General features: G+C 45.7%; 15 protein-coding genes. 10 read left to right on the forward strand and 5 right to left on the reverse strand.

Annotated elements, in window-relative coordinates; genetic code table 11:
* Positions 1–323 precede the first annotated feature (323 nt).
* Positions 324–2,780: an Ig-like domain-containing protein gene (locus tag LZP96_RS21845; RefSeq protein WP_001232713.1), complete on the forward strand. Its 2,457-nt coding sequence runs from the start codon at positions 324–326 to the stop codon at positions 2,778–2,780.
* A gap of 1,107 nt (positions 2,781–3,887) precedes the next feature.
* Positions 3,888–4,976, forward strand: coding sequence for an IncHI-type plasmid replication initiator protein RepHI2 (gene repHI2 / locus LZP96_RS21850; RefSeq protein ID WP_000159528.1), 1,089 nt, complete (start codon positions 3,888–3,890; stop codon positions 4,974–4,976).
* A gap of 2,077 nt (positions 4,977–7,053) precedes the next feature.
* Here the strand turns inward: repHI2 and LZP96_RS21855 are convergent.
* The 5 genes from LZP96_RS21855 to LZP96_RS21875 all read right to left on the reverse strand — a co-directional run bounded on the left by LZP96_RS21855 (position 7,054) and on the right by LZP96_RS21875 (position 12,533).
* Positions 7,054–9,474, reverse strand: coding sequence for an Ig-like domain-containing protein (locus LZP96_RS21855; protein WP_000681217.1), 2,421 nt, complete (start codon positions 9,472–9,474; stop codon positions 7,054–7,056).
* Between the two features lie 464 nt (positions 9,475–9,938).
* Positions 9,939–10,526, reverse strand: coding sequence for a hypothetical protein (locus tag LZP96_RS21860; RefSeq protein WP_000491820.1), 588 nt, complete (start codon positions 10,524–10,526; stop codon positions 9,939–9,941).
* 43 nt (positions 10,527–10,569) lie between these two features.
* Complete coding sequence (locus LZP96_RS21865) at positions 10,570–10,833, reverse strand: hypothetical protein (protein WP_000149862.1); 264 nt, start codon at positions 10,831–10,833, stop codon at positions 10,570–10,572.
* A 93-nt stretch (positions 10,834–10,926) separates the two neighbouring features.
* Entirely contained in the window at positions 10,927–11,688 is a 762-nt protein-coding gene (locus LZP96_RS21870; RefSeq protein ID WP_001447802.1) for a methyltransferase, read from the reverse strand.
* 80 nt (positions 11,689–11,768) lie between these two features.
* Positions 11,769–12,533 carry a hypothetical protein gene (locus tag LZP96_RS21875; RefSeq protein ID WP_000277498.1) on the reverse strand — a complete coding sequence of 255 codons (765 nt, stop codon included), beginning with the start codon at positions 12,531–12,533 and terminating at the stop codon, positions 11,769–11,771.
* 331 nt (positions 12,534–12,864) lie between these two features.
* On the opposite strand from LZP96_RS21875, the gene LZP96_RS21880 reads away from it, so the two are divergent.
* The 8 genes from LZP96_RS21880 to LZP96_RS21915 all read left to right on the forward strand — a co-directional run bounded on the left by LZP96_RS21880 (position 12,865) and on the right by LZP96_RS21915 (position 19,856).
* Positions 12,865–13,380, forward strand: a complete 516-nt coding sequence (locus LZP96_RS21880; RefSeq protein ID WP_012695482.1) for a hypothetical protein — start codon at positions 12,865–12,867, stop codon at positions 13,378–13,380.
* Between the two features lie 103 nt (positions 13,381–13,483).
* Positions 13,484–13,915, forward strand: coding sequence for a hypothetical protein (locus LZP96_RS21885; protein ID WP_001251242.1), 432 nt, complete (start codon positions 13,484–13,486; stop codon positions 13,913–13,915).
* Between the two features lie 236 nt (positions 13,916–14,151).
* Positions 14,152–14,340 carry a hypothetical protein gene (locus LZP96_RS21890; RefSeq protein ID WP_001107529.1) on the forward strand — a complete coding sequence of 63 codons (189 nt, stop codon included), beginning with the start codon at positions 14,152–14,154 and terminating at the stop codon, positions 14,338–14,340.
* A gap of 32 nt (positions 14,341–14,372) precedes the next feature.
* Positions 14,373–14,624 carry a hypothetical protein gene (locus LZP96_RS21895; RefSeq protein WP_000115760.1) on the forward strand — a complete coding sequence of 84 codons (252 nt, stop codon included), beginning with the start codon at positions 14,373–14,375 and terminating at the stop codon, positions 14,622–14,624.
* 401 nt (positions 14,625–15,025) lie between these two features.
* Positions 15,026–17,416, forward strand: a complete 2,391-nt coding sequence (locus tag LZP96_RS21900; RefSeq protein WP_000694552.1) for an Ig-like domain-containing protein — start codon at positions 15,026–15,028, stop codon at positions 17,414–17,416.
* Positions 17,417–17,849: 433 nt separating this feature from the next.
* Complete coding sequence (locus LZP96_RS21905; RefSeq protein WP_000170639.1) at positions 17,850–18,320, forward strand: hypothetical protein; 471 nt, start codon at positions 17,850–17,852, stop codon at positions 18,318–18,320.
* A gap of 49 nt (positions 18,321–18,369) precedes the next feature.
* Positions 18,370–18,666: a type II toxin-antitoxin system RelE/ParE family toxin gene (locus tag LZP96_RS21910; protein ID WP_000581857.1), complete on the forward strand. Its 297-nt coding sequence runs from the start codon at positions 18,370–18,372 to the stop codon at positions 18,664–18,666.
* A gap of 44 nt (positions 18,667–18,710) precedes the next feature.
* The gene (locus LZP96_RS21915; protein WP_000339750.1) at positions 18,711–19,856 is read left to right on the forward strand and encodes a hypothetical protein; all 1,146 of its coding nucleotides are present in this window, start codon (positions 18,711–18,713) and stop codon (positions 19,854–19,856) included.
* Positions 19,857–20,103 lie beyond the last annotated feature (247 nt).

Here is a 20,103-nt window from a genome sequence, read left to right on the forward strand (position 1 = left end):
TTTGACTCAACAGATGCTTTTAAAATCTCGCTTCCTTGAATTTAAAAACATATCAGCACAATTGGCAAACATAAAGGAGCAGCGTCTATCAAAAGTTACTTTTATGATTGGTTGAATACTCATTTTGAAGGCTAAAATCCAAAAAAGTGGGTACAAAAAGTTACTTTTGCGTCATCCAGATGCACTGCCGCCATTTTGCATTCTGTACGTTGGTTGCTTTCTCACTTGATGTCTCTTTTAACAGGCAAATTATCACTTTATCCGACCGGACCTTGTAGGCTGAATCCGTAGAATAAGGCTATAACCTATTCCCGGAGCATCATATGCGTAAAACTCTAATTGGCTGCATGGTTGCAACTGCCCTTGCTACTGTATCTTCGGCACATGCTCAGGTATTTAGCTACTCATTTACAGATACCAATAAGGCTGTTCGGAATATTAAGCCTGCAACACAAACATATCTTAATCCCGCTGGTGTTTTGACTCTGAACTTGATATCGGGTCTTGATCGGTACGAGCGAGTGACGGTCACACGAGACAGCGATAAAAAGGTTATGTATTCCTCCGTCTCGACCAAAACGAGCGTTGCAGATCGTATCGTTGCTGCCGATGGAACAGAATACTATGGAAAGGATATGGTTCTACCGGCGCTCGGAGAAGGGACCTTTACTGTAGTCAATGAAACTCTGGATATTCGCCAGACTGTAGTGAGCACATCTACTTATCATTTCATCGTTGATACAACTCCTCCACGCTATAAGAGTATTTATCCGAGTCAAAACGCAGGTTACGACATGGTACTTTCTGGGCCACTTTGGGAGTTGGGCCGAGGCGGTAGTGGCCAGTTTTCTATATTTGCAGACGGTATTGAGGATGCTAGTGGAATTGCCAAGATCCGTCTTGTCATTAAACGAAGTAATGGTTCTGTGGTCTCCGACAATAACCTGAGTTATGACACAGCCAATAAACGTGCGTTCTATCCGTGGATTAAAGATATGAACACCCAGGCTGGCATGCCCTCAAGTGATCTTGATGAAGAATTCACCTTCAATTTCATCGTTACGGACCTGGCAGGAAATACGCTTAACATTCCTCCCCAGCGGTTTTTATATGACGATCAAATGGGAGAATTTACGCCATTTGCAGTTCATGACTCACGTGTAAGCACCAGTGTTGTACCCGGCATTTCTTCGGGATACGTCCCGTTTAAACGAGGCCTTACAGTGCTGGAAAACCCCTACAAGTTGGTTATACGTATCCCAAGAACTAACTGGAAGCCATATCGAAATGGTGGCATGAGCATTACCAATAACTATGGCGGAGTACAGGTCCTTTCCGAAGATGCCACCTATGTCTACGTGGAAGTTAAGCTGCCACAGGGTGCCTTAGATGGAAACTACTATAGACCTGTGAATACATATCAATGGTCTGGAGGAGATCTTGGTCAGTATGCCAGCTGGCTCAACTGGGATCCTGCCTCTGTAAAGAGTCCGGCTTGGGGAAGTTCACCCATAGAACGACAAAAGGCTGATGGAACATGGTTCAACAGCGTAAACTGGAACCTGTTCAAGGCATCTGATATGCCTATAAAACTTACTAATATCCGGTTCAATGTACAGGCTAGGCCATATGATCAAAAAATCACTGGCGGAGCAACATGCAGTATTCCAGCTGGCTCAACAACCTGTACCGTCTCTTTGCCCCAGGATATTATAAATGGCACTACCGGCTATCTTCATAGTGGCTATGAAGTAAGGTCAACCACCGAAGCAACCTTCTTTGCCCCTATATGGGAGAATATAGCCTGGCATACACTGGGTCCCTCCGTCACTGGATTTGATTACATTGAAACCACCAACATTCTCCAGGTTTACGTGAATCAACCTGGAGATGGTTCATATTTCGACCATGTTTATGTAAATCGAGTTTGGTTGTCAGATAAAAACCGTAACAACGCAGAAATAAGCGTAACCGGCAAACAAACAGGTAGAAATATGGCGTCTGGGAACTACACGTATGAGTTCAACATGAAAGAGGTACCAGAAGGCAGTTATAACGTGGTAATTAATGCCCAAGATACATTCAACAATACCGGTAACCTCCCTTATCAAACTGTTGTCGTTGATAATACAGCACCATCTGTAAGTATTAGCTACGAAGGAAAACCGATCAGCAAAAACGTAACAGTATATGGGCTGGAGAACGTCCGTATACAGCTCACCGATGCTCTAACTAAACCATCCTTAAGCCGTATGACTCTTCGCGGTGGCCCTGTTTCTGATGCGGTGGAATTGTCTTGGGTGAATCTGGGAAACAACCTGTATGCACCTAATTATCCCAAGATCTTTCCGTCTCTTAATGAAGGCGAAACATACACTCTCACAGTTCAGGCCAAAGATGAGATGAACAACGTTAAAGAAAGCTCAGTCGAATTTAACTACCTTCCAAACAATCTCGTCAGGCTAGAGAATCTGAAAACCTTAGCTGTCAATGCTTCTCTCAAAACATCTGACAATACTCCTCTGGCTGTTCTGTATGCCAGCCAGCTGCGTAAAAAGGATGGTTCAATCGCTACAGGGCTTCAGGACGCAGTGCTTACTGTCCGTAAGGACGCTGCATTCGGCGTGACTGTAAATGGTGTTTCTGCGATGCCAGGTGAAAGCAAAGAGCTTCAACTGGATTTGGGGCTCGGGGACAGCCGTAGCTTTCCTATTTTCCCTGCTGTATCCGGCCTTACAGGCAGATCTGAGTTCATGATTAACATTGAAGAATTAAAATAAAGCAGGGCTGTTTTGCTGAAGCACAACGGCCGTCTTCTGATGCGCCGTAGCCCATGTTGTTGCAAATCAGTCCGACGTTCATTGCGTAAGTAACGCTTACTGCGGACCATGGTAGTGATTAGACTCACTACCATGGTCATTTCACCACATATCTTCTCTGCATTGCTCTTGTTGGGCAGACTAGTAACTCGTCACTAAATTGCAGCTTTTGTCTTGCTAAGTCGCTGGTATAACTGCACTACGAAATCGTCAAAAGATTTTATCCCTCATGTAGATCCAATAAATGATCCCAAAGGTGCCAGAGAGTACAAAGAAGATCCCGGTACGCTGTAGGCCGCATGGTTACTGGGCTGGAGCATTGTCACTGACAACAGTAGCGACATAAGTGACAACGGGAGTGACTTAAAAGACAATGGTAGAGACTATTTCGACGTTGGTAATGATTTTAAGTGACAATGGTAGTGAGGTTAGACTTAAACTTCCACTGTAAGGTAAGGTGACTCGCATTATTTAAATAAATTATTACTTTCAATTACTTGCGACACGAGTCTGCATGTATGCTTCTATTTCTCAAAAATTTATCCACCGAAAATGCCTGTGGCTGTGATTTAGCTTTGACGACAGTTTTTATCAGGGAGGCAAGTTGAGACCTGTATAAGAACTAAGCATTTATTTATCCCCATTTTCCACAAGGTAGTTCCAATAATTAGTACCTTAGTGTTCCTGATAGATCAAAAGAGATCCCCGCTGCCTCCAGGCCAGACGGCACAAGGCCTGAGACGTGATCAGTGACAACAGTAGTGATTATTTTGACATTGGTAGTGATTATTATAACGTTGGTAATGAGTTTTTTGACATCAGTAGTGATCAGAGCGACAATAGTAGTGACTTTTCATTAGATCTTTTTAACTTGATCTGATCCGTTGTTGATAAGAGTTGCAGGTCATTGTATGCAAAGAGTTTTTGCCAAGTTTTAATGAGTGGAGTCGTTTTTTTAGGTAGAACTTATGCACAGATATGGATCATCACAATGATCCATCCAGTGACATAGAGTTCGCTGGGGCTTACTATTCACCAATCTGTTTACACATTCAGTGATAACTTATTATGACTAAAGAGAAAGATACTGAGCAGCAGGACCTGGTCACCAGGGCTTTCTCTGTTAGAGAGAAAGAATCAGGTAAAGACATCATTTTGCGTCCTAACAGCAACCGTACGGTGCAGTCTATTGCTTTGATGCGGCTCGGGCTGTTCGTCCCATCACCAAAGAGTGTGGGGCGTCAAAATCGGGAATATAAAACGGTTGGCTTTGACGCAACGAAAGAGTTACAGACGCTCTCTTTAATGGAGAGCGAGGGGTTCACCAATATTTCAATTGTCGGTGAGCGTCTTGATATGTCAGTAGATTTTAAGACGTGGATGGGCATCATTCGAACCTATGCCAATCATCCGATTAACAATGACACGATAAGCTTAAAATTCACTGAATTCCTCAAGCTATGTACGCCTGAAAATTATCGCTCATCTACAGCGTCCAGAAAACGTATAGACGCCTCCTTACGCAGGTTAGCATCCGTTACCTTGTCGTTCACCAGTAATAACTCGTCCAAAGTCTATACAACGCATCTGGTACAGTCTGCCCTGTTAGACCCGGAATCAGATCAGGTTGTCCTTCAGGTTGATCCTAAGATTTTCGAGCTCTATCAATACGATCATAAGGTTTTGATGCAGCTGAAGGCAATTAAGGAGTTGGCCAAGAAGGAAAGCGCCCAGGCTCTCTATACGTTCATAGAGTCATTACCGCCAAATCCTATACCGATATCCCTTACTCGGCTGAAAAATCGTCTGAACCTCAAAACACGAGCAAATAGTCAGAATGCTACCGTGAGAAAGGCTCTTGAAGAGTTGGCATCGATAGGATACCTCCAGTACACCGAAATTAAGAAAGACGGAAAAGTATACTTCCAGATTCATAAGCGGGATCCCGATCTGAATTTGAACAATACTCAGCCTCCTTTAGAAGTGGTTGAAGATGAAGAAGAGAACTCAGGGTCTTCTGTTTTAGAAGGTGAGTTATGCCCACCAGCTGACCCGATAGACGGCGATGATGTTCTTACCGTCCATGATTTAACCGCTGAAGAACTGCGCTATATTCGTAGTCTTCGAAGCCAGAAAAAGAACAGCAACGCCAGCTAAAGTTAACCCGGCGGTTCAGGCTCCGGGTGCTAAATTACTTCTTCGATTTTCGTTAGTCCCAGCCCGCTCTTTCACGTCAACGGTAATGAGTCAAAAGTCATTACCGTTGTCATTGTTCTCTACCACCCTATGTAGATCGAGATTGCGAATTCAACGCTTTCTCCTGAGTCACCTGTTAACACCCGGTTTCTACGCTTTACTTCATTGGCCAGTACATCCAACGGAAAATATCGTAACGGGGTGACAATGGCAGTGAGTTGACCCACTCACTACCATCGACATTCAAATCCCGGCTTCTCTGGTAGCTATAGTGACAATGGTAATGATGTGTACCTTACTGGCATTGTCATTGTCCTCCGAGTGTGCGTTCAGCTTTGGGAGGACACCGGAACTTAATGCGGCGAGTCACGGCCATTGTGAATCTCGATTGGATTGGCGAATACGGCTTCCGGTTGGGCCAGATGTCAATGGTTATGCTTCATCCAGCTCATTACTGTAGTCATTGCCGTTCAGCTGAGCTGATGCTCCTCTCATTCTATGTGGCGACAACGGTAGTGAGCCCAGAAAGTGACTACCGTTGTCATGGCCGTCCAGTAGAGCGGGTCAACCTCTTAAATCACAGGGTGACAACGGTATTGAGCCCAGAAAGTCACTACCGTTGTCATGGACGTCTGGTTAAGCGGATCTACCTCTCAATTCACAGGGTGACAATGGTAGTGAGCCCAGCAAGTCACTACCGTTGTCATAGTCGTCCCGTTGAGCAGATCAACCTCTTAACTTACAGGATGACAACGGTAGTGAGCCTATTAAGTCATTACCGTTGTCATTGCCATCCAGAAGAGCGGATGATCCTCTCAATTCATACGGCGACAATGGCACTGAGCCCAGCAAGTCACTTCCGTTGTCATAGCCTTCCAGAAGAGCAGATGAGCCTCTTAATTAACAGGGTGACAACGGTAGTGAGCTCATTAAGTCATTACTATTGTCATGGCCGTACAGCTGAGCTGATCATCCTCTCAATTCACACGCCGACAATGGTAGTGAGCTATTAAAGTCACTACCATTGTCATAGACGTCCAGTTAAGTGGACCATCCTCTCAATACACACGGTGACAACGGTAGTGAGCCATTAGAATCACTACCGTTGTCATTGCTTTTCAGGTGCACTGATAAGGCTCTCAATAGACACGACGACAATGGCAGTGAGCAATTAGAGTCACTTCCGTTGTCATTGCTTTCAGCTGAGCTGATAAGGTACGTCATTTACACGATGACAATGGCAGTGAGCCAATCGAGTCACTACCGTTGTTAATGCCGACCAACCGAGGGAAGGGTCCGCTCAAAGAACTGAGTGACAACAGTAGTGAGATCATCCAATCACTACCATTGTCAGCTTAAACCTGTAGGACGAAGAGGCTTGTCCGATAAAATGACGACAATGGAAATGAGCCTATCCATCACTACCACTGTCATTAAAGTCCAGCGGTTCAACGTTAATCAGTAGCTCCGGATGACAATGGTTGTGAGTCAGGCAATTCCCAAGCATTAAGTGACAGCAGCGTAACACCTCTAAGCTCACTCCTGTTGTCAGGGGTTAGGGTATTGAGTCTCTACCGTCGTCAGTGTTTCTGAGACACCAGTATTGCAGATCACTACAATTGTCACTTAAGTATCGACGGGGGAATAGATGCAAGTGACTGGCTAACCAGTACCAGTTTAGATTCAAAACGATCCCATCTTTGTGGATGCACTTGAGTAAGCTCGTATGACGATATGTCAGAGAAGTGACAACGGGAGTGAGTTGCCGGACTCACTACCGTTGTCATCCCCGGTTGAAGGAAGAGGATCCCCGGGGCTGTATATTTACCGGGTATCCTTACTCAAGGGTTTCGACACTCACTCCCATTGTCGTAATCAACGAGTGTGCATTGTCTTTTAAAAGCATCGCTGGAAACGTACGATTAAAGTAACTTTTCTTTCGGTTCTTCCTTGCGAATCTCTGAAGACGTACTGGCTGATCGGAGTCAAGGAGGGCAGTAAAATTGAAGCCGTCAGTTTTACTGTCGGCTCCGGGTAGTTACTTCAACTCGTCGATCTGAATCATGAATTCTGAGGTGCCAACTTTCCCATTTTCGGAAGGATAAACGGGTAACAGAAGATTATCCCCCTGGCCCATATCTATTTGCACCTCAACTGACTCACCTGGAGCCGCCTGTGCCCCGTTAAATTTAATACCGAAGGCTGCATCCTTCCGCACAGTCAGCGTTGCGTTCTGGACCCCTTTAGCAATTTCTCCATTTGTCTTACGCAGAACGTTAGTGGACAGGTACGCAAGGGGTACGCCATCTGTCGTTTTGAGAGGCGAACTGACCGATAATGTGCGTAGATTATGTAACTGCACAAGGTTATTCGGTAGATAACTGAACTTCTGAGTATAGGTTTTGGTATTCGACTGACTATCGGCAACTGTTACGCTAATTGAATAATTTTCAGATGGTTCGAAATTTGGGAACAGCCTCGGATACTCAGGCATGTATGTATCTTTGCCTGCCGGTGACCACGTAAGCTCAACGTTATCAGCTGTGGGGCCACCTACGAGCTGAAGACGGGTTATCCTCGGGGTTGTCAGATTATCTGCCAGAGCGATCCTGAGGTTCTCCAGGCCGTACACTACCGTATCGTCTTTTACCGGCTTTCCGTCGAATGTTATGGCCACTGTCGGAGGAGTGTTATCCAGAGCAATTTCTCCGAAAGTTTTATTGGTCTGGTTCTGGAAGAAGTCCCTGATGTTGACCTCAACGTTGTATTTTCCTTCAGACTGACGGGATAAATCATAAGCAATCGTGTAGTTACCTGAGATACGAGATTTGATTACGCCTGTGGGTGACATCCGGGTACCGGTGTTCTTATCGGAAAGATAAAATTCCCTCAATGAGACCGAGTCGAACCAGTTACCATCGCCTTCAAGTGACGCCAGTACATCCAGCTGCTTGTTAGTCTCGTCATATGATATCGAGTTTATTACCGGCAGTTGTTTATTGTTCCAGCGTGTCATAATCCATTGCTCAGACCGCAAAATGGGATTGCTGATGCTGCGAACGAAGTAAAGGATCCTATTGTAGCCCTGGGTACCCAAGGCCATATCAAACGTCTCAGGCGCTTCACACGAGGTTTTTCCTGCCGGAATGGTGCAGGTCGCCTTACCGCCGATCTCTTGTGCAAAGGGCCGGGCTTCAACGTTAAAACGAAGTCGGGAAATTTTAATTGGCAGTCGTGATGAAGCCACACTCTCAAAATCCTTCCACTTAACCCAGTTCCCCTTGTCATCGAGGAAATCTACCCAGGTACCCGCAAATGCAGGCGTTTGGTTTGCAGATGGGTTTAGAACGAGGCTGTATGACGGATAATACCCTCCCCACTGGCCAAAGTTCGCCATACGAGCCATATCCCCATTAATTGAGCCATAGGGAAGAGTCATTTCAACATAAGCATAAGTGCTGTCTACAGCTATCTCTTTGGGGGCGGAATATTGATTGATGAACTGAAGCCCACCTTCTGAATAAGCACGGTAGTTAGATTTTGGGATCCGGTAGACTAATCGAATAGGGTTTTCGTTAACGACCATACCGGCTTTGTAAGCCGGATAATTAGAAACCCCGGGTACGACGCTGGAAGACGTATTTGGATCATGAACGGCCCACAGTGTCATCTCACCCAGCGTGTTGTCGTAGCGAAATTTTTGAGTTGGCAGCGTTCGGCTATTACCTGCGTTATCGAAGATAACAACTTTTGCAGTAAAGTCTTCATCCAGGTTGCTGTCTGGTATTCCGGTTCCCTTAACTGAATTCTTAGAGTAAGTGTGGTACATCTTTTGGCCGGATACGTCATACTGCATCTGTGTAGTGCTGTAGAGGCTACCGTCCTGCCTGTAAATATATATTAGGCCCTTATCAATACCATTTGCATCACTTACGCCCGAAGAGGTGAAGTCATACTGCCCCGTTGCCTCTAATCCAAGCTTCCACACGTCACCAGCGGTAGAGCCAGAACCAGTATTAGCGGTAAGAGCATTTGCCGCTGGAGGGGTGACATCAATTAGCCAGTTATAGTTATAGGTCGCTACAGGCTTCTGATTGAGATCTAACACGTTTATCTGAACGACAAATTTGCCTTCACCCAAAGCAGGCAAAGTTACTTTTTTGCCGTAGAACTCACTACCGTCAGCAGCTGTTAGTCGGTCTGATACACCCGTCCGTGTAGTCGTAGTATTAAGAATGACAGTTCCAGTGTCTTTCGTGACTTTGACATTAACGAAACGATCAAGACCTGAAATAAGTGTCAAAGTTACCGGTGATGCCGGATTAAGCATAAGACGAGAAGACGGGGCGTGGATCTCAATACCGTTCGTGTCTTTAAAGGCCGATTCATATATCTGAGCTGGGGCCTGAACAGACATACCGAGTCCGGCTACAGCAGTAATAAAAGCGAGATGTTTCATTCTTATTCCCCTTTAGGTTTGGTGTTATTTTAAGCTTTTCCTAAAGGTCACTATGTTCGTAAAAGTATAAAAAACTTCTCCATATGGTGCTCGAAATTACAAATCTATAATTTGCCTTTCGACAAACCTTATTGTGCGTTCAGGACGGAAATCTTTCTTTTTGGAATTACATCTGACATTTCTGTGGTGTCCAAACTGGCAACGATTGCAAAACTTATAACATTAGCCTGAAACTATCGGCATCCACATATCGCATTAAGTGATGCTTTTACTTTATGTAAAAAAGAATCAGGATAAATTAGGTATGTCAGATATAAATGCGTTAACGGACGGCATATATGAATCAAAACCTGGCGGCATTACGCCACCAGTCGAGAGGGGAGTGAACCTCAGTCAGTACGTCTACCTTCGTTCCGCAAGGCGCTTCTTGTTGTGAATTACAAACTGCCCTGGCGAGAACTGCATCATTTCACCCCTAGCAACACACGTGCCTCTTCAACGGTTTGCCAAGAAGGCATTGCTACGCCAGATTGAGTGCCGTTGCCCCTGCGCTCACCTGTGTCACATTCTACATAAAGACGCATCAGCATCGCTTCTGTTTCAGCGGCCCGGCTATTATCCATTACCAGTTCTGCTGCGCGTCGTAGCTGTTCTGGAATGTCATTCCACATTCCCGCACCACTTCTGTCTTTGTTAGTGAGCAAGTCTTCAATAGCAGATGAAGCCATGTTAAGCAGGTCAGCCGAAACTAAAGGCATCGGCGGGGCGGTATAGAGGATTCGACGTCTTCCGCGTCTGTCTGGATCGTATTTATCATAAAAAGCTTTGTTCACATCTTCCCAGTGCCACTGAAGTTGCCCGGTTGCGTCATGGTGGCAAAACTCGCACTGATAAACAGGCGCAATCGACATAACTGCCTTTCCAATACGTGCCAGTACAGCAACTTCGTCAGCTCTGAGACTCATTGCTTCGCTTGGGTTACTACCCTCGGCAAATTCCAAAATTTGTTCAATACGTTCTGGTGTGAAAGTGGTCATAGGCTTTGAAAACATATTTTTCCAGTTGTGCTTACCATATCATCAGGCATTAGGAGCGTTAGCGAATAATTAACAGGTCAGGACCAAAACTAAATCCTTCCCCCATACGGTCTTCATGACGGGAGACATATGCCTTACCGTATTTCTCCAGATCCTGTAAGCGATCTTTTGCCAGATTCCACGAGTATTCCTGGCCCCACACGGGTCCGTCACGCCCGTCAAAGCGGTCAGGTTTACAATTTGCTTTCAGAAGAGCGTAGACATGCTCCACCGTGGGTAGCTGCAAAGCACTATTAGCCTGAGAAACGGCAGTATGCGTCATTTCTGTTCACTCTTTATTGATTTAGTCAGTTAAGCCGGTCAGGTAACTTTAACCGGCTACTCGTATTAAGATTTCTTTCCGGTTGCTTGTCAGTTAGCGGCGAAGATCAATTTCAAGGCGGGCTGTTTTGACCTTTGTTCCGGACTCCCTAAATGTATCATCCGGAAGAGGCGAAATTTGTCCGCCAAGTTGTTTGACTCGCTCCCTGAGCGCTTTTGTCAGTGTGTCTTCCCGGAACAATACCCCAGCTGACAGAATGGCCTGTAAGCGACCTCGCTTAGCGAGCATTGCGATGGCATGCATGACATGTTTAACGTCAGAGCGTTTAAGGAATGGTGGATTCATAACGATAACATCAAAAGTTTCATCGGGCTGGTACCCAAGAAAGTCGGTATGCACCAGCTCGACTCCTGTGCTAAGGACACTATCGTTCTTCACTGCAAGGAATCGCTCATCGTTCAATTCGATCCCGGTAATCAATGCATCCGGAGCCGCCAGTTTTAAGGCTTTCAGAATGCGGCCATCACCAAACTCTGGCTCCAGTACACGCTCCCCGGCAGCTGGTTCAGCGCGTAGAACCATATCTGTGACTAAATTCTCAGGTGTAGGGAAGAAATTGAACAGATCTCGTGGGATGTCAACCGAACCTGTCAGAATGATTTGCTCGATACGCTCAGCTGCATCCGCCGTAAAAATATGTGCCTGCTCTTTTCGGTTCCATTTGCCACCGGCGGCTTCGAGCACTTTGTTTGTCTTAACATAAATGCTGCGGTCGAGCTGGTCGGCCAGGAAAAGAAAGTTCCCTTCAGCACGGCAGCGAGATAAGACGTTCAGAACTTCAGTTGAGATTTGCATTAAAACTCCATTAAGAGGATTTACCCGCCTGGCGGCAGCGGGTTGGTTACTTAAACGGGACAATTCAGATTTGGCCTTGGTTAGTCGGCAGACAACAGCAGGGATGGGCTGTTATAAGAGAAGCGGTCAACGGGAGCCTTATCAAATCGCTGACCGCTTGCATCAGGGGTCAGAACGAGTCCGTTATGGGCGCAATGAATGTGGAGCAACATATCCCCGCCGGTGTTGATGTGTAAGGCAGGCACACCCTGATCGATTTCGAACATGACACCAAAACAGGGGTTACCTTCCTTGTTAACAACTTCACAGTGGATGTTATGTTGGCCGGTAACGCTGACCTGATAGGCCTGACTGTCCTCTTCTGGCAGTGTTTCCTCCTCCAGGCGCCAGTCCTGAAGTGTGAGGCTAATTTCAGGGGTGTCATGCTCTTTCTGAAGAGCCTGGATACCTTTACGGAACAGCTGCATCATTTCAGGAGTAAGGCAGTCTTCCTCAGCTCCAAAATGTTCTTTCCAGCCTTCAGGATCTGCATACATCCAGACGTTTTTAGCGAGCGAAGGTAAGGAAGCATCAGGCTCTACAAGGAGGTGAGGGATGTTCTCTTTGATTCCGAGATAACGTACCGGCTGGCCATTAAGCGGTAACCCATCCGACACTGTAACTTCTGTTCCTGGCAAGACGACGCTGTTTACCAGACCTCCACAATGTTCGGCCACCACGCGGCCTAAATCTGCCATAAACATCCGATGCTTTTCTGGTGAGTCCAGCTCACCAAGGAGTTCAGGTTTAAGCAGTAAACCGGTAATAATCTCAGTCAGTTCACGAGGAGATACTAATTTATACATTTTGTTTTCCTTTTCTGTGTTGGCTTTATATTACCAATCCAGATGCACGAGCTAATAACCTCCAGACAACTTTTTCAAAAATTATTTACTTAAAGCAGGGTGCTAATATGCGCAAGAAATGAATTTAGGAAGGACGGCTTCAAATTTAACTTTTTGGTTTTTTATTTTAGACGGACTTTAAAATAGCATCGTTGATAAAATAATAAACATGGTTTGTTTTTTTGTTTGTATTGACAATCAAATGGGTATAAATTAATTTACTTACATGGCGTATATTTAACGCCACCGCCCCGGCGGCACCGGGCATAAAAGGAAAACCATTTTGAAACCGATGCTCAAAAAAGATTTTTTTTCAGCTATTGAAAACCTTCTCAAAGCTGGCTTTCAACCTCGCTTTTACACTGTTAACAGTGGCCGAATCGGTCTCATTACATTCACTGATAAAAATGGAACAAAACAGGTTGAACAGGTTTATTCCTGCACTTCTTTAGCCGCCAATACTTTTGGAAAGCGCTTCACCACTTGGTTAGAAGAAATTTTTCAAAAGCATAATGAAGAAAAAGTAGCTGATTCCGGGTTCGAGGTTGGTAGCCGTGTCTGGGATAAATTGATGTATACGTTGCGCACCATTTCAGAAATTCGTGCCGGGGGGGTGCTGGTGCTGGATAACGGTGCACAGCGTACACTGGATGAAGTGCAAAAAACGGCACCTGAAACAAACCAGGTGGAGCCAAAGGAAATCTCTTCACTTCAGGAGCTGCTGAACGCTTCCAAAAATCTGGAGCCGACTTCGCCTGAGCTAATTGCGGCTCTTAATGAGGCTCTGTCAACCGCCATAAAACGGTGAATGCAACGGCAGTCTGGCACATCAGGCCTTGTCAGAGATTAGGCCTGAAAAGCACTTACGTACCGATATAACACCTAATTCCCCTCTAAGGAGATTGCCCTAAATGGCGATGAATAAAAAAGAACAAGCCGCGTATGATGAGCTGGTGGCACAGGCCAGAATAAACCGCGCTTTACGCTGGTCTGACTATGGCGTTGAACGCGATATGCCCGTACCAGAGGTCTCGGGGGAATACCAAAACGGCTGGAGCTTCAACACCGCCACTGGCACTGTTTATCCGACATGGAGCGGAACTACGGTTCACGGCACACGGGAAGAGGGAGAGGTTGTCGATGCAACCTCCCGCCGCATGCGAGGCATGAATGGTAGCCAGAACGGCATACCACAATACAGCACCAAAGAACGCGCCCTGAAGGCATTACGCTGTTCGCTTGAAATCAAGTTTGCCATGCAGCTGGATGCCATAGATAAAGCTATCGCAAAAGAAATAGAGCTGTCCACCGCTCGCCGGGAGAGCGATACATCAGATGCCTAGCGGTAAACCATCAATTCAGGCCCGTGATCAGAGGGGCCTTAACGCCCTGAAAGAGGCGGTTCCAGCGACGGCACAACTACAGATGCGGGTTACCCCTGAACGTAAACTGCGTTACGTCAATCAGGCAAAGGCCGAAGGTCTGGGTCTAACAGACTGGGTCCAAAAGCATATGGATAACGTGTGTGATCTGGCAGGCCAGCCTGAAATAACCATGTACAAAGATGATGGAGAAACAAGTGGCCAAAAATAACAACAGTCTCAAACAGCATGTCTTCAATATGCTGTCGGCTGGCAGCGAACTTAAAGAAGTGAAGCGTTTTCTCACCAGCAAGCGAGTTAAAGCCCGCCTGGCAGTGTCAATGATCCACGAGCAGGCGATTGCTGTGCAGAACACTGAATACCAGAATTATCCGGCTTATAGCTAACTGGTAACAACAATTACAGAGAGATACTTAAAATGAGCGTAAACCCAGAATACACCAGGGTTCAGCATGTCCAGATTATTCGCGAGCGAGATGGGCAGAAGGAAGTTGTTCGAGTCTATGATGAAGATGGCGACGTGGTTCTGTGTTTACCTGCCTACATTCAGGATGAGGAAATAAATCTTATTCTGCGCCGGTTGAATGACGTATATTCAGTCGGATATCGTGTAGGTGATGCAGCCCGCCGCCGCGCCATCAAAAAAGCGCTGGGGGATGATGAGGAGTAAGGCCATTTTTACTGGCAAGATATCTGTATACCGGAGTCTTTAGAGTACGTTCTAATGGCTCCGGATTATTAATACTGTTTTACTCATGCAATAAAAAGCAAACCAAAATTCTTTCGCTAATTCATTTTTAAATGCTCAAATCATTAAATGTAAGGAGCGTTATTTATCAATAGGTATGGCGTTCTTAATGGCTATTAAGCTAGTTCTGCTTTCGCTTGCTTCTGGAAATTAGGGAAACCTAATTTTACCCTATCAAAAAGTAACTTTTCTGGTTTTGTTGCATTCACGTAAACAAAAAAGTCCCGCCGGGCAGAAAAGAAAAACATCAAAAATAGCTATTTTCCCGAAAAGATCACGAACACTGAAAAAGTATCATGGGGAACCTGATCAGGAGACAACCCATGAAAATCAAACTAGCCCTGCTTATTGCATTTGCAGGTTTCAGCGCAGGAGCTTCCGCTGAAATCGCAGAATTCAGCTTTAAAGATACCCTGAACGTTAAAAAGACCGTATCGCCTGCATCCGTATGGATTAATCCGGTAACGAGCTTTGACGTTGCCGTTATTTCCGGTCTGGACCGTTATATTACGCTCAGTCTGCTGAAAAGTGACGGGAGCCTCATCTGGAGCACGAAAAGCAGCCTGGTTACCGTTGATGACCGTACCACATCTTCGACAGGCTTTGATTATTACGGCAAGACTCTGACCGTACCAGCGATGGGAGAAGATAGCTTCACCCTCAGAGAGGTGATTACCGACTTGCAAGGGAAGGAGGTCTCCCGGCAGGATTACCCGCTTGCAATTGACCGAACGCCTCCGGCAACGGGTACCATAAGTTATACGAGAAATGGGTGGAACTTTGGCAGCGAAGCGATCTTCACTTCAGTACCAGCCGGTATGCAGTACGCCAGCGTCCAGGCACTGGTCTTTAATGGACTGAGTGATAAAGGTTCCGGGCTTGCTAATGCTGAATATTTCATAACCGATGCCGCTGGAGTGGAGCGTAAAAAGCCAGCGGAAATTAATACAGTGGAAGGTAGCGTAACCGTTCAAGTCGCCGACGCAAGCAGCAATGCCCTGGCACCGGAAAACCGCTCTGAATATAAAGTGGGGATCTACCTTTATGACAAAGCGGGAAACAGGAGCGAACTAAGCCGCCGAAGCGTAATTGATCGGGTTAAGCCTGACGATATCATCCAGGTGCAGGACGCCACTACCGGATCATGGGTCTCCTATCAGTCTGGCATGACCGTCTTCCAGAACCCTATTTCCGTACGGGTATTAAGGAAGAAAAGTGACTTTACTGCTGTTAACGGTTCCAAATATGGCTGGGCGGACTCGAATTTCCAGACGTCCGATAGCACTTATAATATCTATACTTTCAAATACATATATCCAAATGTGGGGGATACTTATCATGAATTTCAGACTCTGGCGGGAGGAGTAAGACGAATTCATCATAACTCCCTCAACTTCACTCCAGCCCCGGCGATGGAAATAGCCCCGAAGATAGTGGCTAAAGAGATGTACCGGAGTGATACCAGTGAGTGGTTAACTCAGGCCTCAATCAGCGTTAAAACCGCCACCATTAGCCGCATAAAGGTAACCGCAGAACCCCGACCATACGTGCAAAAGTTCAGAACGGTAAAAAATGCAGCCTGGTTCTGCACTATTCCTGTCGGACAAAGTTCATGCGAGATGACGGTTAACTTCAACTACACCAGTGACAAAGGATTTGAGTATCTGCATCTTTACTCGGGAAAAGATGGTGACAGCATATTCGATGCGCTTGCTGGTAATTTTACGGTTATCTGGGATAACAACCCACCGGTGGTTAATGTCGCTCAGGTAAACAAGGCCTCCAAGACAATCACTATGACGGCCACCGATAATGATCGCGTCAACGCCTGGAACATCAGCTACTGGGATACCAAAGTTTTCGAAGCCACCCTTAAAAATGCCCGGGGGGAAACTTTCACCCTGAAGCCTGTGACTGTCAGTGAAAGCGATTATAAAACCAAAAACGCCACTTTCTCATACGCTGGTCTACCGGACGGGGATTATACGGTTGTTAGCGTGTCTGCCACGGATCTTGTTGGAAACACAGGAACCAAAACGCTTAATGCACCGCTGAAAATTGACTCAACGCTTCCGGTTATTGCGTTCAGCTTTAATGGCGCAGACGCAGAAGGAAAACTGGTTAAAGGGCTTGAGAACCTACGCATAAGCGTTACTGATGCCTCTGGGGATGCTTCCCTGATATCGCTTCAGCTCGCTGGTGGACCTAACTCTGAAAAGGTCACCCTTGCATTCACGCCGCTATCCAAGGATGTCTTTATTCCTGAATACCCCAGAATCTTCCCCAATACTGACGAATCGGGACAGATGTATCATCTGGAGGCTCTGGCTATTGACGAATCAGGTAACCGGACCACTAAAACGCTTAATTTTACCTACCAGCCAGCTAACCTGATTATGCTGGATAATCTCAAGACGCTGGCCACAGCCGTAGCACTGAAAGCAACGGACAACACGCCGCTGGCCATCATCCGAACCAGTGTGTTGCGTCGTCAGGACGGTTCTATCATTACCGGACAGTTAAACGGAACCCTGACTGTTCAGAAAAACGCCCAGTTCGGCGTTACGGTTGCCGGAGTTACGGTCCAGCCTGGTGAAACTAAATCGCTGTCACTGGATCTTGGTAATGGTGAAGAGCGCACATATCCCGTTACTCCCGCTGTAAGTGGTCAATCTGGCACGGCCACATTTACTATAGAATTCCCTCAAACATAAACCCTACACAAGGGTACGGTAGTATGCCGTACCCTGTTACGCCATCCTCAATGTAAAATGTAGAGTTGAGCATGACTTAATTATTACTTTCTCATTAAGTGTCTCTTAAACTGCAAACGGGAAAGTAATATTCCCGAGACGGGAAGGACTCCTTCCTTTTGGTTATAATCTATGATGCTAAACTGTGTAATTACACCGGAACAATGTCCTCGTTTAAATCGCTGGCACCAGTACATGATTTATCCATGAATGCTTTTTGATGCAATTTTACTTCAGAATGCTCTTAATTTTTTAAACAAATTATATTTGAATCCTTCGTGTATAAATTTGCAGCCCCTCTCTCAATGTTTTTTTAAAATATTTACTCTCAGGTTATTAGCCAGTAGATTCATTCTGTCATGATTACTCCAGAACTAACCGGAGGAATCACATTATGACCAAATATTATGATCGCAGTGGAATTGAAATCTCCAGCGCAAAAATCCGCTGTGTTGATTCTGTAAAAGGTACTGCGGAATATACTTTTCGTATTGTTTGCGATAAATGCAATGGGCGGGGAGAGCGTAAGCATTTTTATAGAAGTCGCTGTATGGCTTGTAAAGCCACGGGTTACAGCCTCGAAACGACCCGTACTGCTTACACGCTGAATGCGCTGTACCGCATTAATGCGCAAGCTGCCCGCAAAGTGTCAGCATCCCTGCAAGACGAGCGTTTAAGGACTGAAAGCGCCCACAGTTCTGCGTTCACAGCATGGTGCAGGTCTCATCAAAAAATGGTTGATGCAATCACCCAACAATCCAGTAGTAATAATTTTCTGGAAAGCCTTAAGTCTTCTTTAACCCACCAGCGTCAGTTAAGTGATAAGCAGCTGGCAGTTGCCGCCCGCATTTTAGGTATTCATTAATTCAAAGCCCTTTTAATTTAATTTTAAGGTCAATTATTACGGAGGAACTATGATCCATTCATTTAAAGACAGACGGCTTGAAAAGTTCTTCCGTAATGGAAAAACAACGGCAGGTATTCCTTCTGAAATTATTAACGCGATTCTGTGTCGACTTGAAACGCTGGATAATGTCCAGAGTGAGCGGGAGTTATTATCCAACAGCTTGCGTTATGAACGCTTAAGAATGACGTCAAACCGTTATTCCTCCATTCGAGTAAACTCTAAGTATCGATTATTCTTTGAATGGAATGATGGCGCACATAATGTTCATTTGTCTGCACATGACTATAAATCGCTCATCCATTAAGGTTAAAAATGAAGCTATTTTCAATTTCATCCCGGGATACAAGCATGGACGCGATGTTTTATATCCAGGCCAGTACTAAACAACAGGCAAGTTACATATTTAGTACCCTTTCCCCGAAGCCTACTGCGAACTGCCAGCTTACAGATTTGCAGAATGAGACGGTCGTCCCTTCCATAAGCCCTATTTCGCTTTCACTTAACCCCTGGTCGATCAATTCCCAGTCCCGAACCCGGGAACTGCGTATGGCCACGCATGGTCTTAACCTGATCTGTGCAGTCACGGATGAGCATACCCGTCAGATAGTTGACTTTTGCGATAACCTTGGACAGCAGCTTAAGGATCCGGACGACAAAAGCGCCTGGGTTAAGCTCATTAATTCTGAATGCGCTTTGCTTAATTCTCCGCGTCTCTATCCCGTTCTGCTTGAGCCGGATACACCGGCACAATTTGAAATCTTTGTGCCAGCTCCGGAAGATGGAGAACACGACACGGTCATAGCCAGCGTTGTTAAAGAATGTTTCGGAGATGAATGCCGGTACAGAGTAACGGACAAAGCTTTTGCAATGTCGGAAAAGCCAGTCATCAGGCTGGAAGCTCATTTCAATGACAAACGCGAAAAGGTTTTAGAACTGACCTTTTCCTGTTTCAATCTTTCACTCTCAGCGTCCGTGCATGAAAACCAGCTACGTCAGATTTTGTTACTTTGCGAAGACTTTGGCGTAAGGCTTCAGGGTAGAGCAGGGGCATCCTGCCACGTTAATATGCGCAGTGCTTACCGTCGTCTTGCTCATGTTGGCACCGGCTCTCGCCCAGGTGATGACAGTGATGTGCGGGTCTATACCTCGTTAAAAGAAGAAAAAGATGTTAAGAGGCTGCTTGATAAGTCAACCAGGGGAAGTGAGCTTGTACCGGCGAGGCACGGGCAGCAGTTTAACGGGGTCTTAGTGAATGCCACACCCGCATCGGCCACTACTGGTTTCATTTACCTTTCGCATGATTTTCCGGAAGGCCAGTTTATGATGACAGCCGAGGTGTTGCATGTTGGAATTACACCAGGCGGTATTTACTACATTGAAACACTGGACGGTTACCGGTTTATCGTGACAGCGTTTGAGAAGGGATTAATGAACGGTTTGAGGGAGTTTATAGCTGCAAATGAGGAATATTTTAAGTATTACCGCTGGTCTTAGTATCTGAGCTGAAACCGGTAGGCCAGGGAAGGCAACCGGGAAAATGCAATTTAACCTGATCCTATACCTACGACTATCTTTATCCACTTATAATAGCCTCACCAAATTATAATGCCCGATCACCGCATTTGCTTAAACCTCACATATTCTTCTTATGCTTCCCCTGATAATCTACGACCGAAAGACAAAGGAAAGTGAATACGAAATAAGATTTATGAGCACATAAAAGTTACTTTTCCTTGGTGGC

It is taken from the genome of Huaxiibacter chinensis, from assembly GCF_022171985.1.
Taxonomy (GTDB): domain Bacteria; phylum Pseudomonadota; class Gammaproteobacteria; order Enterobacterales; family Enterobacteriaceae; genus Enterobacter; species Enterobacter chinensis_A.